Consider the following 16,270-nt stretch of genomic DNA (forward strand, 5'->3'; position numbering starts at 1 on the left):
ACGATGAAATCGCAAAAAACGCTCCCCATAACCAGGAGGAGGCACAGTCCCCGGCACCAAATGATTGGTATGATGCCATACACGATGCTCATCCAGCAGAGCTTGCGGAAAATTGGGTATTTGCGGCATCCGTCTTTCCTCCTTGCTTGTGCGATAGTCTCGCCTCTCATTTCCCTATCTTATGCCGCCGGTGCAGCTACGGTGATTTACGTCTATATTCATACTTTCGCTCTTCCAGTGATATGTATACTTCACTTTTTTACGCCTATCATCACGCTTTCGCTCTTGCAGGGATATGTATATTGCACTTTTGCAGGCGAATCGCCTGCATCCCACTCAGAAATTAGGCTATGTTGCACATCAGCATCATAGCCTATATCTCAAACAGAAAAGTACGTGAAATTGATACTGTACAAGAAATAATAATGTGAATCTGCAGGATAGATCTTTAAAACCCTCTAACCAGCATCAAGTTACTGCAAAAGTGCAGTATGAACCAGCAACCACACAGAAAACAGGGACGTTCCCTTTAAGCAGCCTAAATGCTCAAGGATTCGTCCCTGCTTCCTCTTCCTGTTCCTGTTCCTGTTCCTGTGCCAATTTTAATGCCAATTCCGATCCTAGAACCCCTACTCTTCTTCTCCAACGTTCTTTAGAATGGAGCTATTGCTTGCATTAGAACCAAGAATTGCGACGGCATTCATCCTGCACTCTTCTCACGCAAATATCAAACGTAACCGTTACATCATTGGATCTGCCGAAAGAGCAGCAGATTCTTACACAGTCCTTATCACGTGTACAGAAGAAGCAAACAACGCGACAGTTGCAATCGAGTAGGCTTTGAACCGCTCTTGCATCGCGGCAGCGAATCGCTTTGACCAATTTTGCTGCGGTATTCTGATCCTTCAATTGCTTAAAAATATCGCTTAGCTCTTTTCCTGCTTCTTGCATGGCTTCAACAGCTGGATCTTCTTTGCGGCGACAGCCACAGCTTTTGTGATCGTCTTTGCATTTGCAATCCGATGATATGCGTGCACGGCTTGTCGTTTTGCGAGCAGATTTCACGCTGCGAATGTTTAGCTTTAATTTGGCGGACATTTCTATCCCCCCTCCCTCTCGAACATACTCTATTCTATGTAGATTTAAGAGAGTCGCGTGGACGAGTGATACCCTCCAAACGTTGAATTTGTCCTTTGTAAACTTCGTATGACCAGTTGCCCGCCTGCATACTTATATGACATACCATACGAATGGAGGTTTTGGGCTTGGCTGAAAATATGACGAATATGGGCAATATCGGCAATATGGGCAATATGCCAAATACAGCCGGCATGAGTACCGCTCCCAACATGGGGCAGATGGGTGGAATGCCGAACATGGCGGGGATGGCGAACTCACCCAACATGAACAGCATGCCGAACATGGCGGGGATGGCGAACTCACCCAACATGAACACTATGCCCAACATGGCAGGGATGGCGAACTCACCCAACATGAACAGCATGCCGAACATGGCGGGGATGGCGAACTCACCCAACATGAACAGCATGCCCAACATGGCAGGGATGACGAACTCACCCAACATGAACACTATGCCCAACATGGCAGGGATGGCGAACTCACCCAACATGAACACTATGCCCAACATGGCAGGGATGGCGAACTCACCCAACATGAACAGCATGCCCAACATGGCGGGGATGGCGAACTCACCCAACATGAACAGCATGCCGAACATGGCGGGAATGGCCAATTCACCCAAAATGAACAGCATGCCCAACATGGGCCCGATGGGCATGGAGAAAGCAGCGCCCGTTCTCTATGAAGCGGAACCGCAGCATACGGCTATGGTCATGGAGGTGCGCGACCGCGTCATGAACATGTGCGGAGGGCATATGCACAAATACGTTTGCGTCCAAATGGTCGACGGGCATATTTATGAAGGAAGGATTATGCATATCGATCACTGCGTCTTATATTTGCAATGTACGATGCGTGATTCGCGTGCCTTTATGAATTCTTATAATGCGGTGCTGCCGCTCATCCTCTACGAGCTGCTCGTCATTACGCTGCTCTCTACCTAGTTGATCCGGTCTGTCCATTCGACAGGAGGTTGTCCCTTTTGACATCGACGGTCTATGGCTGCGAGAGCTGTCATACATATGAGTGAGTGGAACTGTCGAAGAGAAGAGGTGAGCAGGCTCGTGATTGAACGGATAAACCGGCTTCAGATAGAGCTCCCGCCATCCCCTTATGCAGATGCCAATGCTGCGGCTGCGGTACAGGAGCTGCTGGGTGGGAAGTTTGGGGAAATGTCGACTCTGAACAACTATATGTACCAATCCTTTAACTTTCGTGAAAAGAAAAAACTTAAGCCATTCTACGATCTTGTATCGAGCATAACGGCCGAAGAATTTGGCCATGTCGAGCTCGTATCGGCAGCCATCAACATGGTGCTCACTGGCACGACAACGGCTGGCGATCCTAATTCCACTCCTCTCAGGGAGGGTGTGAACAAGCGCAACAGCTACTTTTTCATCCAATCGGCACAAACCTCTTTGCCTGGAGACTCCATGGGCCGCGCATGGACGGGTGATAATGTATTCAGCAGCGGCAACCTCGTGCTTGACCTGCTGCATAATTTTTTCTTGGAGTGCGGGGCGCGCACGCATAAGATGCGTGTGTATGAGATGACCGACCATCCTACTGCACGCGCAATGATCGGGTATTTGCTGGTTAGGGGCGGTGTGCATGTGCTAGCCTATGCCAAAGCGCTCGAGATCGCCACAGGCGTTGATGTAAAGCGGCTTATCCCTATTCCCGATCTCAGCAATAACAGCTTTGAGACGGCGCGAAAATATGAAGCCATGGGGCTCGGCAACAAGCTGTATACGTTCAGCCAGAACGATTACAAGGATGTTGTGCTCATTTGGAATGGACAGAACCCGCTAACCGGAGCACCGCTCGAAGTCATCCAAGGAGCTCCACAAGGAGCGCCGATGCCGGATTTGGGAGAGCTGCCCGAGGAGTTTGCGCCAGGCATCTCGCAAGAGGATTTCCTAGAAATTGCCCGCCGCCTGCAGAAAAATGCCGGTCTCTAAGCCCATAATTCATAACGAAGACCTCCTTAACCGCTCTTAGCGGGCTGGAGGTCTTCCTGTTCCTTATCTCTTGAATCGCTTATACTAAAAGGTATAACTTCAAGAGAATGTAGGTGAAATCGATTCAATTTCTAGCTATGCTTACGATGCTGATTGATCATGTGGGTCTCGTATGGTTTCCAGAGAACTCAGTCTGGCGAATAATCGGACGCCTGGCTTTGCCATTCTATGCCTTGTCCATTGTAATCGGCTATTCCCGAACAAGCGATATCAACCGGTACCTGAAAAGAATGGCCGGAATCGCCCTCCTGTCGCAGCTGCCTTATCAATTTGCTTTTCACAGGCTTGAAGTCAATACAGTAGGCTCTCTGCTCGTTTGCCTGCTGCTTCTGCGCCTTCTTGATAAATTAGGCGATAAGCCTATCCTACAAATCCTGTTAGCCGGTGCCACAGCGAGCTTGCTCGAAATATTGCCGTTCAGCTATGGCGCTTATGTCGTGCTCCTTGTCCTTGTCTATCGCTACGCGGGGGCGCAATGGTTCACCTTGTTTCACTTTTCGCTAAACGTGGTAAGCTTTTTTGTGAAGGGCTGGTTCATTCAACTCTTCAGCCTGTTTGCCACCATTCTTATCGTATATATGCCCGATTTTATACGCAGCGCCGATAAAATTAAAGTTCCCCGCATCGTTTGGCGCAGCTTTTATCCGCTTCACCTGACGATTATTGCTATCATCTATCCGATCATGAGCAACCAAAGCTTCAAGGAAGTTCTACGTTCGCTGTATTCCACCTAAATTTTTGCAGAAAATGTCGAATTGTTAGAAAAGTGTAAGTAAAATAAACAAAATCCTCATGACAGTTTCATAAGAGGCTAAAAGGTATACGATAGAATGGAGGAAATCGATCGGAGGTGTTATAGGAAATGATGAAAATCGTTACCTTCAAAAGTCGTTCCGTCCCTGTCTACTATCCTAACGAACAATCAGCATCCTTAGAACTGCTTAATCATAAATTGTACGAATTGGAATTGGATTTTGATTTCCGTAAAAAATGGAGAAGAATCAAATCGGTTGAAATGGTGCGCGACGTGGCTATTTTCCAATATAACGACGGCACGAAGCTTTATCTTGAAGTATGTTAATAATACGTAGAAGTAGAAAAAAGACCTGACGGCGCATTTCTCCAATGCCCCCTCAGGTCTTTTGCATTTCCGCTATCCGTGTTAGCTCTCTGCCCGCTATTCCTCTGAGCGTCGAATCATCGAGAGATCCAGCACATCTGGCTCCTGCGGCTTGCCAAGGAGAAAACCCTGCACATAATTGCAGCCCCATTCGCTCAGCAGTTCATACTGCTCCGCATATTCGACTCCCTCCGCAATCACCTCAAGCCCAAGCTTGTGCACCAGCTTGATCACGCCTTCGACGATAATCCGCTCTGCGCTTTGAAGATCAATTTTTTTCACAAAGGATTTGTCGATCTTTAAACATTGGATTGGCAGCTGCTTTAAATTGGCTAGGGAGGAGTAGCCAATCCCGAAGTCATCAAGCGCAATGCGTACGCCGGTCGCCCGAAGCCAGCTCAGTGTAGAAATCGCCGTGTCCGAGGTGTAGAGCAGGTGGTTTTCCGTTATTTCAAGCTCAAAGGAGTCCGGTTGCAGATGATGATCCTTGAGCGCATTCAGTACCGTCTGTGAAAAAGTTGGATCCAGCAGCTGTATTGGCGAAATATTAATAGACATGATTAAGCTGCACAAGCCGTATTTGCTCATGCCTGCAAGCATTTTGCACGCTTCTCGAAGCACCCATTCCCCTATTGGGATAATTAAACCATTTTGCTCGGCTAAAGGTATAAATTCTGATGGCGAAATGTCCCCAAGCTGAGGATGCTCCCATCTGATCAACGCCTCGAAGCCTCTTAACTTACCGTCTGACATCCGATAAATAGGCTGATAACTGAGGCGAAACTGTCTTAAATACAAGGCTGGCCGTAGAGCCGCCTCGATATCAATCCTCCGATTGAGCTGAATCGTATCCTCTAAATTATAAAATCGAGCGCGGTTTCCGCCCTGCAACTTGGATTGATATAAAGCTGATTCCGCACGCGTAATCAACTGCTCACTTGTCCGGCCATCCTGTGGAAATAACGTTGCGCCAATGCTTGATGTGAGATACAGCTCCGTTCCTTTGACATCAATTGGCCGCTCGACCGCATTTTTGATCGCTTCCACAGCCTGAAGGCCCCCGTTCTCTTCCGGTTCAACGGGCATAGCGATCAGGAAACGATTTCCTCCTACTCGGCTCACGCGGGTAGAAACCATTCTTGCCTCCGCTAAGCGCTTGCTCATGATGCATAGCACCTCATTGCCGAAATCCGTCCCCAATGCTTCGTTCACTCGATAAAACCGATCAATATCAACGAGCGCCACTACCATCCGTTTACCGGCCGCACGTACAACATTTACAGCTACCTCCAGCTGTGCAAAAGCTTCTTTGCGGCAAGGCAAACCGGTCAAAGCATCCATGTCGTATAAACACCGTCCTCATTCCTTAGTTATCCTTATTCTGACATACAATCATTAGAAAAATTAAAGAGAGAGATTTAGAAGAATGTTAGTTATTTTAATACAAGGGCCCATCGCCTTACATTTCAATTCATATAGGATTCCACCTGACCGTTTACAACAAAAAAAGGACCATTCCGCGATAGCGAAATGGTCCTAGGAACAAGATGAAAAATCAAAAGTCATTAGCTCTGGCTTATGCTTGTATGCTCAGCCGTATACTTGTAGCCAAATCCCCAAACCGTACGAATAAGCCGCGGCTCCTTCGGATTTTGTTCGATTTTCTTGCGAAGATTGACGATATGTACGTCGATGGCACGGTCTGTCACAAAGGAATCAAAGCCGCGAATCGTATTTATAAGTTCTTCTCTACTGAATACCTTACCCGGATAAGCTAGAAACAGCTTCATAAGCTCATATTCCGAGAAGGTGGTTTCAACGAGCTGTCCGCGTACAAGCAGCAGTCGTCTCTCGAAGTCAAGCTGAATAGCATTGCTATCATCGACGGTCTCGATGGCCGCAGCAACCTGCTGTACCGAATCGGTATGCATCGTATTCGAGCGGCGAATTAGCGCTTCTACCCTGGCGGTCATTTCGTGCATGCTGAACGGCTTGCACATGTAATCATCAGCTCCGGCCTTCAAAGCCTGAACCCGTTCGGACACTTCACTCTTCATAGAAAGAATCATAATTGGAACGTTAGAACGTTTTCGAAGGAGCGCACATACTTCCATGCCGTCCAAATCAGGCAAAATCAAATCAAGCAGCACTAAGTCAGGAGCAAATTCTGACGCGAGCCTTAGCCCATCGTCTGCCCTATAGGCTTGCATGACGGAATAGCCTTCTTCTGATAAATACATAGACAGCATATCACTCATCATGACGTCATCTTCAATAACTAGAACTTTATACATTGTCGTCACCCTTTTTGAGGATTGAAGATTTCTGTCGAATATTTTTTGTATCTCTACTATACAATACCGACTTAAAAGGGACAACAATTTGTTAGAAATTTGTTAGGAATTATTGTCGAATGTTTCCTTGGCACTGCGGAGACCTGCCAGAAGCCGCTTCAGTGCCGATTCCACATCGTTAATGGCGGTTTGAAGCTCCTCCGTCCCCATATCCGGCTGCTTAACAATTCGCTCTACCTCACATACCGCTTCTAACAATTCATAGGCGGACAAATAACCAGCTGCTCCTTTTAAAGTATGAGCCATCCGCTTGACGATCGTCAGCTCGGACTGCTTAACCATCATACGAAGCTGATCGGCGAAACTATCATAATCAAGCATAAACTGCTCCATCATATGCAGCAAAATCGGCAGCTTGCCATTGACCCGTGCTATGGCGCTATCTACGTCCATACCGGCGATCGGCGGCAGCGGGCTTTTGGCAGCAGGCTCTGCAGCTTCCATACGACCGGCCTCTGCGCGCAGCTCTAGATTGCCAACGGGCTTGGCTGCTGCCTCTTCTTGCTTAAGCCAGTAGGAAATAACGGTATGCAGGCGTTCCGAAGAAATTGGCTTGGTCACGACATCATTCATGCCCTGCTTCAAATACCGTTCATGATCGTTGCGCAGCACATTAGCCGTTACCGCAATAATCGGAACTTCATCATATTTCGATTGGCTGCGAATGAGTCTAACCGCTTCCGAGCCATCCATGACAGGCATATGAATATCCATCAAGATCAAGTCCCAGTGCTCCTCGGACAGCTTCTGGAGAACCTCCTCACCGTTTTCAGCCAAGCCTACCTCATAGCCTTGCTCCTTCAAGATCTCAATAGCGACAAGCTGATTGATTTTATTGTCTTCAGCCAGCAAAATACGCGTGTTGGATTCGTTTTTCATCACTTCGGCTGCTGGCTCAGCGTTCACTTGTTCACGGGCGTGCCCGTTTTTCTGCTCCAATACGCTTTCAATCGCACGCAGCATGCCTGAACGCATAATCGGTTTAATCAGCAACGTGACCGGCCTTTGCGCTGCCGGGAGCTGCATCATTTCGTCGCGGCCATAGGAGGTCGTCATCGCAATCGTCTTCACGCCAGCCAGCTCCGCATCGCGGTGGAACTCCAGCCAGGTTTCGGCTCCATACATATCGGGCATTTCCATGTCGAGAACGATTAGCTTAGGCAGCGCTCCGGCTCCAATGCGGCGCAGGCGGTCACGGGCCATTTTCCAAGAGTGGAAAGGTATCGCCGTTAAGCCGTAGGATTCTATGATTTCAATCCAATGACTGCGCATCTCATCATCATCCTCAACAATCCAGACCGGCTGCTCCATCAGCTCTTTGCGAGCCCGCCAAATATGCTCTGGATAGCTGTGCAGCACTTTGAACGGAAGCGTAAAGAAAAATTGGCTGCCCACGAATGCTTCACTCGACACCTCCAGCTTACCGCCCATCAGCTCAACCAATGATTTGGAAATGACTAGGCCAAGCCCCGTACCACCGAACTTACGGGTCGTTGAACCATCTGCCTGCGTAAATGGCTTAAACAGCTTATCGACCTGATCCGAACTCATGCCGATACCCGTGTCTGCTATCGTAAAGCGAATGCTGATTGCTTTGTCTGACTCTTCTACCAGCTCCAATTGCAGTCTTACATGCCCGCGGTTCGTAAACTTAATGGCATTCATACACAGGTTGAGCAGCACCTGCTCCAATCGAAGCGCGTCTCCAATAATCGACTGCGGCAAACGCTCCGGAGTCGCAATGATAAACTCAAACTGCTCCTTGCCACCCATAAATACGCTTAATTGATCGCTTATTCGGTGCATGAGCTCGTCTGGCCGGAACGGCTGGCGTTCGATATCCACCTTGCCCGCTTCAATTTTGGAGAAATCCAAAATATCGTTAATTAGGCGAAGCAGCGTCTCCGAAGAGGTGTTCATCTTATCCATATAGTCCTTCTGTGATGCGGACAATCCCGTTTTGCGCATTAATTGCGTCAAGCCAATTATGCCATTGAGCGGCGTTCTGATCTCATGGCTCATCAGAGCAAGGAAGCTGCTCTTCGCCTGGTTCGCTTCCTCCGCTTCAAGCGTAGCGCGGATGAGCTCTTCCTGCACCAGCTTTTGCTCCGATATATCGCGGGCTATACAGGAGAAATACAGCTCGCCCGTGTCCTCGTTCTGGTGCGCCACGACAACCATCGACACATGAACCGCTTCGCCATCGCTTCTAATCAACTGAGCTCCGCTTTCCCAGAAACCAAATTCCTTCGCCAGCGCGGCTCCCTTCACAAGCTCGGAATACATATCCGGCTGAGAGTGATCCCTGACGGAATATTTACCATTTACTGCACTTTGCAAGCCGAGCATCTCTCTGCCTGCGCGGTTCATGTAGACAACCTTGCCTTCCGAACTGACGGAGGCGATTAAGTCTTTGGCTGACTCTACGATATCGAGCAAGCGATTGCGCGCTTTCTCCATGTGCTTGCGGTCGGAAATATCAAGCACCATGCCAACGACGCCGGAGAAACGCCCATTGCGGTCGCGAAGGCCGTTGGAGCTGTGCAAGGTCGGTATGCGTGTTCCATCCTTATGTATAAATGTCCACTCTCGCTCATAGGAGAAATTTTCGGACCGCAGCTCCTTGAACACCTCAAGACCCGGCTGAATCTCTCTGCCAAGCTCAAGCGTAAGCTTCTCAGCTTCCAAACGAATTTCATCAAGATCCATAAACATTAGGGGAGTAGCGATGCCTGCCAGTTCTTCCGTTTTGTAGCCCAACATCTCCTCAGCCGTTTTGTTCAAATAGGTCACTTTATAATGCTCATCCAGCACGATAAAGGCATATTGATTCTGATTAATAATAGCCTCCAACCGGTCAAACATATCCTGCAAATGCTCCATCATCCCATTGACGGAATGACCTAACTGCCCAATCTCATCATGCGGCTCTACTTCAAGATGCTCCGCTTGGAATCGGCCCGCTGCAGCCTGCTCTGTTACGCCCAGTATTCCTTCAAGACGCTTCACAATCCGCTCAAAATATAAATAAAAGAAGATTACAATAATTAATTCGGAGACGGCAATCGTCGTAAAAATACGCCAAAAGATCGGCTTCATTTGACTCTGAAGCTCCGACATCGGCACCTGCAGCGCAAATCGCCACGGGGTATCGTTCACCTTCGTATGGAAAATAGAATAAGAGGTACCCTCGATATTAAGCCCTGTTACGCCCTGCTCCGACTCCATTAGCTTGCCAGCAACCGGAAGCCAATCGGAATTCTTGTCAAATAAACTGATATTATCGATCAGATCCAAATTGGAACAATAAATGACACCGCCACTATCATTAAACAGGCGCACGAGCGTGTTCTCTTCTGCAAATTCGATAAAGGGACGCATGGTAGAAAATACGATGGAAGCATACACGACGCCCTTCAGCTCATTGGTTGCCCCATAAACGGGCACGACAATCAGCGATTGCTTCGTATCGGAGAAAGAAGGCATAAACGGATCGGTTATGACAATCTTTCCATCCGTTGCTTCCTGATAGAAAGTCTCCGAGCTTAGATTGGTCCGCCCGCCATCGGTACGCAGAGCCATTCCGTCTTCATCTATGAAACCAATCGAATGGTAGATAAAGCCGCCGCGAACGAGCTCGCGTCCGAAATAATGAAGTCGCTCCTCATCCGTGCCGAATCGAACGACCTCCGTCCGGCTCATGACGACAACCTCAGCCTTGCGAATCGCCATCCATGAGGCCAAATTATTCGCCCGTATATTTTGCTTGCTTGTTGTTTTCTCAATTTCTGATTGAAGCATGGCTTCCTTCACGGCGGAGTAGTTGCCTACCCCTGCAATTAATAGAGGAACCAAAGAGATGAGAACAATCAATATCAATCCTTTTGTCCGCAACGACATCTTTTTCAAGCCGCTTTCCCCTTCCACTCCGCATGAACCGCAAATGTCGAACTTTGACACTATTATACCTCTTTTGCCTATCACCTGGAGAATAAAAAAAACGCTGAAGCTCGCATGCCGCAAAACTACGGACAGCTGCTCCAGCGCTGGGATAATTAAAGTTTTAAAAGATATAAACGCTAGCCCTACTCCGCTGCCAGAATGGCTTCTATGCGGCTTAGTTCCTCGTCTCTGAAGTCAAGGCGGCTGAGTGCAGCCACGTTATCATCGATTTGCTCGACACGGCTTGCGCCAATTAGTGCCGACGTTACTTTCCCGCCGCGCAATACCCATGCCAGAGACATTTGGGCAAGCGATTGGCCGCGTTCCTGAGCAAGCTCATGCAGCTGCTTGATCTTATTCAGCTTGCTGTCCGTGATTTGATCTGACTTCAGGAATACGCTTGGCCCAGCAGCACGCGAATCGGCAGGAACGCCATTCAGATAACGATTCGTCAGTAAACCTCCGGCAAGCGGAGAGAATACAATTGAACCAATACCCTCCTCTTCAAGCACATCCTGCAAGCCATCCTCGATCCAGCGGTTGAACATGGAATAGGAAGGCTGGTGAATGAGGAAAGGTGTACCGAGCTGCTTCAAGATCGCTGCCGCTTGCGCGGTTTGCTCAGCGTTGTAGTTCGATACGCCGACGTAAAGCGCCTTTCCTTGGCGAACGACGTGATCAAGCGCAGTCATCGTCTCCTCAAGCGGCGTATTCGGATCGGGGCGGTGATGGTAGAAAATATCGACGTAGTCGAGATTCATCCGCTTCAAGCTTTGATCCAGGCTTGATATCAAATATTTGCGTGAGCCCCATTCGCCGTAAGGGCCTTCCCACATATAATAGCCAGCTTTCGTGGAGATGATCAGTTCATCCCGGTAAGCGGCAAGGTCCTGTTTCAGAATTTGTCCGAACGTTTCTTCGGCAGAGCCCGGAGGCGGTCCATAGTTGTTAGCCAGATCGAAATGGGTAATTCCCAAATCAAATGCCCGGCGAACCATTGCCCGTCCATTCTCAAGACGGTCAACGCCGCCAAAATTATGCCATAGCCCGAGGGATATAGCCGGCAGCTTCAAGCCGCTGCGTCCAACGCGATTATACTTCATGCTCTCATACCGTTGCTTATCCGCCAAATACGTCATTTTCGAAACCCTCCAACCAGTTCTATTGAAAACCTTCATGTTCTTTTTGTCCGCATGAAGCTCTCCTACCTATTGTACAACTGTCCATAGCCAAAAAGGAAATACATAGAATGAGCTTGCGCATTGGCTATCGAACATGCCTTTTGTCCAGCTTCAGATGGGGGCTATTGCGGATCGTCTCCTCGAAGAAGCCGGGCTGTTCCTTTACCAGGCGCTCCCATGCTTCTACGCATGAAGGATCAAAGTGGCTCCCGCTCTCCTTCAAAATAATTTCCATTGCCGCTTCATGCGACATGGCCTTGCGGTAAGAACGCGAAGAAGTTAAAGCGTCATAGACGTCTGCCACAGCTGTTACTCTCGCCAATAACGGAATCTGCTCGCCTGCCAATTGGTCAGGATAGCCGCTTCCGTCCCATTTTTCGTGATGCGAGCGGATAACCGACAGTTCTTCCGGCATAAATCCAAGCCGTTTGCACAAATCATAGCCCGACACCGGATGCACTTCAATAATATTCCGCTCCTCTGGCGTGAGCTTTCCCGGCTTGTTCAGGATGGTATCCGGGATGCGCAGCTTGCCAACGTCATGCACAAGCCCGCCCTGCGCGATCGCTCGAAGCTCGGCTGAGGTTAAGGAAAGCTCCTCTCCCAGCTTCAGAGCATATAATGCCACCCGGTAATTATGGCCTGCGGTATAGGAATCGCGCGCTTCCGTCGTCATCACCAGCTCCCGAACGCTAGTTGACATATACGTGTTAATCCAGTCTCGCGGATTTGCGCGAAACATAAGCTTAATCGAAGCCGTAATCGATTTGGAGCTGACATATTGGGATACGATTCCCATCACCATGATAATCACTGAGGCAAGCAGCAGGAAATGATAAAGCCACCAGCTTAGATGCCAGGAATGCCCGCTTGCGATAATCACCTGTGCAACGATCATCCAACCGGAGCTATACACGATCGCAAGCTGCAAAGGAAAACGGGAAGATAAGTAAGTCCTCATATAACGATATACCGTCCAGCCGTTCAAGAGAAAGATAAACACGCTTGCGATCCACCGCATCGCCGTCTCCTTCAAGTGGAAGTAATGGGTCAAATCGGGGTGATACCAGAGCACCAGGCAAAAAACAAGCAGCAGCGCCGACCATCCGGGGAGCAAATATCGCTGCCAATCGGCAAGCCACTTGATAACAGGCTGATCTACTGAAACGGAGGATAGCCACAGCCAGACAGCAGCAATCATGACGCTAAGCTGCGCCGCGCTGGCCGCGATGCCAGTATGATCCATTAGAAAGCCAGGCGTCGACAACCCATGCAAAGTGAAAAGAGCGGTGAGAGATACATAAGATAACGATAGAAAACTAATCTTAATATTACGCAGCGAAATCGCAACAAAGCCGACCGCCACGGCAAGCACCAAGGATAGCGCTGAAACGAGGCTGACCATATAAAAATGCTCCTGCGGTGCGTTGATGCTTTTGTCGAGCGCCGTACCGCGCAGCATAAAATACCCTGCCAAAGGCAGCAGCATGCAAAGGATGAACCGGGTATATACCCCTATATTTTGGCGCAAGACTATTCCTCCTACAATTAGATCAAAATTATGATTATTAACGATACCGCCTGCCGCCTGCACAGGTGTAAAGTTAATTCTGGTTGTCATCTGAAAATATCACGAATTATGTAGGATAATGTTGGAATAACTTTATTCCTATCATATCATCCCTCCCGCATCTGATAAACAGCGAAATTACGCAAGGTGAAACGGCTATCTCCGCCCTTTGGCGGCGCGATGCGTTTCATTCCGAGAAATATAGTGAAAGTATAGCTAAGGATATACTATCTCTATATTTTAGAATAAGCGGGCTTTCGGCCTGACACTCCACCTTTCACGCTTGATATCGGTGGCCGCATGCGCTTACAATGGAGACGAATCGACAAAAGGCAAGAAGTTGTATTTTTATTTTAGATTAAGGTTTTTTGAAGCATGTTTTGTTATAGTATTGAAAGACAGGTAAATCGAAGGGAGTTTATGGAATGGATAACAAAGAATCGCAGTCCAAAAAAGACGTAGAAAACGAATTGGCTGCGAAAGAAGAGCTTCACACAACTGAGAACGACATACGATTGGACAAGCTATCCGAGCAAGATGCTGCAATTGAAGAGGAGCTTCGCTCGGAATCAAACGGTGGGCTTCCAGAGTCTCCAAACGATGGGTTCAATCCAGCAGCTCCAAGTCATGACGACCATCAGCAAGCGCCTAAAGGTGGCGGAGGCGGCAAAGCATGGATCGTTATTTCCGCGCTACTGGCTGTTGTGCTTATCATCGTATTGATCAAACCGCCATTTGGTGGAGCTGACAATGAGTCCGTGGCTACCGTCAACGGCACCAACATTAGCAAAGAAAGACTCTACGATGAGTTAATTACGGCTGGCGGCCCTGCAACGCTTGAGAACCTTATCACTCAAGAACTCATCCAGCAGGAAGCGAAAGCGAGCAACATCACCGTTACTGACGCGGACATTGACTCCGAGATTGAACTGATCAAGAAGAGCTTCGGATCAGACGAGGAGTTCAACTCGACGCTTGCCCAATACAATATGACGGTTGAAAGCTTGAAAAAAGATACAAAAATCAATCTTACGATTCGCAAAATTCTAGAACCAAAAACGGACGTAACGGACGAAGAGGTTCAACAATACTACGATGCAAACAAGGCTTCCATGGGTACGCCTGAGGAAATTCAAGCTTCCCATATCCTTGTAGCAACGAAAGAAGAAGCAGATGCGATCTTGGCCGAGCTTAAGCAAGGCGGAGACTTCGCAGCCATTGCCAAAGAAAAATCGATCGATCCAGGCTCGAAGGATAACGGCGGCGACCTTGGCTTCTTCGGTAAAGGCGACATGGTTGCCGAGTTTGAAGAAGCAGCATTCGCGCTCAAAATTAATGAAATCAGCGCTGTTGTTCAATCGCAGCACGGTTTCCACATCATTAAGAAAACAGCTGAGAAGGCTGCTGTTGTTCCAACTTTTGAAGAGAAGAAGGAAGAAATCAAGAAGCAGCTTGTGGCTACGGAAGCCAATCAGCTTTCCGAGGCTTGGATGAGCGAGATTCGCGCCAAAGCAAAGATTACTAACACTTTGACGCCTGAAACATCTCCAGCACCTTCAGCTACTACAGAAACAAAAGAATAATTAATGTCACCCAAAAGAGCAGCCACTTGCAGAAGCTTAACAGCCGATGCGATGCTGCTCTTTTTGTTAGATAGGCAAAAATCCACCCTGTCGCTCGGAGGGAGGAGCTTGGGGTGGATTTGGCTTCAGGGTTCGCAAGCTGGCGGTTCCTTTCATTTCAGCAGCTTATCGTCTTTTAGTGCGACTTATTAGTGCGACATTTTAGTAACACCTGCTGTGCTCTGAAGTTAATATATACTATGCCATTCTCTTAAAAGGGAGTAGATGATTGTTTTACTAGATTCGACCATTTTTAAACAGCCATATTTTGTGCAAGCGGTGAGCGGACTGATGGCAGGGAATGCAAAATGACTCTATAGGCGGGGATTAGGCTATAATAATTGCAATATCGTGTTAAGCAAATATGGTATGATGGGGAAAATAGGACATGCTTTTATTACTGGAGGGAATCAAGTGAGCAACTATGAAGTACGCAGCTACAAGGACACCTATACGTTATATGAATTAACCGATAAAAACACCGACTCCCGTGTGCTTGTCTGCCCGGAGCGCGGAGGAATCACCATCGGCTGCCAACTGCATGGGCTTGAGCTTTTTTACTTAGACAAGGAAACCTTTGAGAATCCTACTGCGAATATTCGCGGCGGCAATCCTGTATTGTTCCCGATCTGCGGTCAGCTAGAGAACGGGATATATGAGTGGAATGGCCAAACTTACAAAATCGCTAACCACGGTGTTGCGCGCACCGCTGCTTGGGACGTTGTGTCGACCTCTACGGAGGGCGAGGCTTCCATTACCATTCGCCTGCAAAGCAATGAAGAGACGCTTCGCGTCTATCCTTTCCACTTCGAGCTTACATTTACTTACGCCCTGCAAGACGGCCAATTACATACTCGCCAGCAGTACCGCAACTTAAGCGAGGCAGCTGCAATGCCTTTCTACGCTGGCTTTCATCCGTATTTCGCAATCGATTCGGACAAAAAGATCGGCTACGATATCGAAGCAACCCGCTATATCGACTACAACGACAATGTAGAGAAGCCATTCGATGGCGTCATCGATCTGGAAGGGCTAGTTGAGTCGGTTTGCTTACTTGATGCGAAGAAAAGTGAAATTTCCTTCCCCGCACTGCAAGGTGCCCGCGTTCGCCTGACTTACGATGATATTTTCAAATACATGGTGCTGTGGTCGGTGAAGGATCGTCCGTTCGTATGCGTAGAGCCATGGATGGCGATGAACGGCGAGCTGACGCGCCAGAAAGAACTCGTTATGCTCAACGCCGGTGAGGAATTGCGTGCAAATGTGACGATCAGCTGCGAGCGTTAAGCTGAGCTTTACCTGGATTTATTGGGATGTACC

13 protein-coding genes are annotated in these 16,270 nt (G+C 48.4%); 6 read left to right on the forward strand and 7 right to left on the reverse strand.

What is annotated here, in order from left to right; translation table 11 throughout:
* Positions 1 to 675: 675 nt before the first annotated feature.
* On the reverse strand, positions 676 to 1,098 hold the full coding sequence (locus tag E0496_RS13165) for a hypothetical protein (protein WP_141502156.1): 423 nt from the start codon (positions 1,096 to 1,098) through the stop codon (positions 676 to 678).
* A 34-nt stretch (positions 1,099 to 1,132) separates the two neighbouring features.
* Positions 1,133 to 1,783 (reverse strand): hypothetical protein, encoded by a 651-nt coding sequence (locus E0496_RS13170; protein ID WP_206669767.1) that lies wholly within the window; start codon positions 1,781 to 1,783, stop codon positions 1,133 to 1,135.
* Here E0496_RS13170 and E0496_RS13175 point away from each other — a divergent pair.
* The 4 genes from E0496_RS13175 to E0496_RS13190 all read left to right on the forward strand — a co-directional run bounded on the left by E0496_RS13175 (position 1,773) and on the right by E0496_RS13190 (position 4,242).
* Complete coding sequence (locus tag E0496_RS13175; protein WP_206669768.1) at positions 1,773 to 2,084, forward strand: hypothetical protein; 312 nt, start codon at positions 1,773 to 1,775, stop codon at positions 2,082 to 2,084. The two genes, E0496_RS13170 and E0496_RS13175, sit on opposite strands and share 11 nt — an antisense overlap.
* A gap of 120 nt (positions 2,085 to 2,204) precedes the next feature.
* On the forward strand, positions 2,205 to 3,101 hold the full coding sequence (locus E0496_RS13180; protein WP_141502159.1) for a manganese catalase family protein: 897 nt from the start codon (positions 2,205 to 2,207) through the stop codon (positions 3,099 to 3,101).
* A gap of 113 nt (positions 3,102 to 3,214) precedes the next feature.
* A complete protein-coding gene (locus E0496_RS13185) occupies positions 3,215 to 3,895 on the forward strand; it encodes a TraX family protein (protein WP_241674785.1) in 681 nt (226 codons plus the stop codon).
* A gap of 128 nt (positions 3,896 to 4,023) precedes the next feature.
* Entirely contained in the window at positions 4,024 to 4,242 is a 219-nt protein-coding gene (locus tag E0496_RS13190; protein WP_076337062.1) for a hypothetical protein, read from the forward strand.
* 96 nt (positions 4,243 to 4,338) lie between these two features.
* Here E0496_RS13190 and E0496_RS13195 read toward each other — a convergent pair whose 3' ends face one another.
* The 5 genes from E0496_RS13195 to E0496_RS13215 form a co-directional block, all read right to left on the reverse strand.
* Complete coding sequence (locus E0496_RS13195; RefSeq protein WP_141502160.1) at positions 4,339 to 5,622, reverse strand: putative bifunctional diguanylate cyclase/phosphodiesterase; 1,284 nt, start codon at positions 5,620 to 5,622, stop codon at positions 4,339 to 4,341.
* A 224-nt stretch (positions 5,623 to 5,846) separates the two neighbouring features.
* Positions 5,847 to 6,575: a response regulator transcription factor gene (locus E0496_RS13200; RefSeq protein ID WP_141502161.1), complete on the reverse strand. Its 729-nt coding sequence runs from the start codon at positions 6,573 to 6,575 to the stop codon at positions 5,847 to 5,849.
* Between the two features lie 102 nt (positions 6,576 to 6,677).
* The gene (locus tag E0496_RS13205; RefSeq protein ID WP_141502162.1) at positions 6,678 to 10,595 is read right to left on the reverse strand and encodes a response regulator; all 3,918 of its coding nucleotides are present in this window, start codon (positions 10,593 to 10,595) and stop codon (positions 6,678 to 6,680) included.
* 125 nt (positions 10,596 to 10,720) lie between these two features.
* Positions 10,721 to 11,716 (reverse strand): L-glyceraldehyde 3-phosphate reductase, encoded by a 996-nt coding sequence (gene mgrA / locus E0496_RS13210; RefSeq protein WP_141502163.1) that lies wholly within the window; start codon positions 11,714 to 11,716, stop codon positions 10,721 to 10,723.
* A 127-nt stretch (positions 11,717 to 11,843) separates the two neighbouring features.
* Positions 11,844 to 13,289 (reverse strand): HD-GYP domain-containing protein, encoded by a 1,446-nt coding sequence (locus tag E0496_RS13215; protein ID WP_241674786.1) that lies wholly within the window; start codon positions 13,287 to 13,289, stop codon positions 11,844 to 11,846.
* 464 nt (positions 13,290 to 13,753) lie between these two features.
* Between E0496_RS13215 and E0496_RS13220 the strand changes: the two genes are divergently transcribed.
* Entirely contained in the window at positions 13,754 to 14,911 is a 1,158-nt protein-coding gene (locus E0496_RS13220) for a peptidylprolyl isomerase (protein WP_141502164.1), read from the forward strand.
* Between the two features lie 453 nt (positions 14,912 to 15,364).
* Positions 15,365 to 16,237 carry an aldose epimerase family protein gene (locus E0496_RS13225; RefSeq protein WP_141502165.1) on the forward strand — a complete coding sequence of 291 codons (873 nt, stop codon included), beginning with the start codon at positions 15,365 to 15,367 and terminating at the stop codon, positions 16,235 to 16,237.
* Positions 16,238 to 16,270: the final 33 nt, after the last annotated feature.

Origin of the sequence: Paenibacillus luteus (assembly GCF_006542765.1) — a bacterium.
In the GTDB taxonomy this organism is placed as follows: Bacteria; Bacillota; Bacilli; order Paenibacillales; family Paenibacillaceae; genus Pristimantibacillus; species Pristimantibacillus luteus.

Bases quoted from the DNA above. Each gene is read 5' to 3' on its own strand.
- E0496_RS13165 (WP_141502156.1), bottom strand. From the start codon at position 1,098: ATGTCCGCCAAATTAAAGCTAAACATTCGCAGCGTGAAATCTGCTCGC.
- E0496_RS13175 (WP_206669768.1), top strand. From the start codon at position 1,773: ATGCCCAACATGGGCCCGATGGGCATGGAGAAAGCAGCGCCCGTTCTC.
- E0496_RS13170 (WP_206669767.1), bottom strand. From the start codon at position 1,783: ATGTTGGGCATGCTGTTCATTTTGGGTGAATTGGCCATTCCCGCCATG.
- E0496_RS13190 (WP_076337062.1), top strand. From the start codon at position 4,024: ATGATGAAAATCGTTACCTTCAAAAGTCGTTCCGTCCCTGTCTACTAT.
- E0496_RS13195 (WP_141502160.1), bottom strand. From the start codon at position 5,622: ATGGATGCTTTGACCGGTTTGCCTTGCCGCAAAGAAGCTTTTGCACAG.
- E0496_RS13200 (WP_141502161.1), bottom strand. From the start codon at position 6,575: ATGTATAAAGTTCTAGTTATTGAAGATGACGTCATGATGAGTGATATG.
- mgrA (WP_141502163.1), bottom strand. From the start codon at position 11,716: ATGACGTATTTGGCGGATAAGCAACGGTATGAGAGCATGAAGTATAAT.
- E0496_RS13220 (WP_141502164.1), top strand. From the start codon at position 13,754: ATGGATAACAAAGAATCGCAGTCCAAAAAAGACGTAGAAAACGAATTG.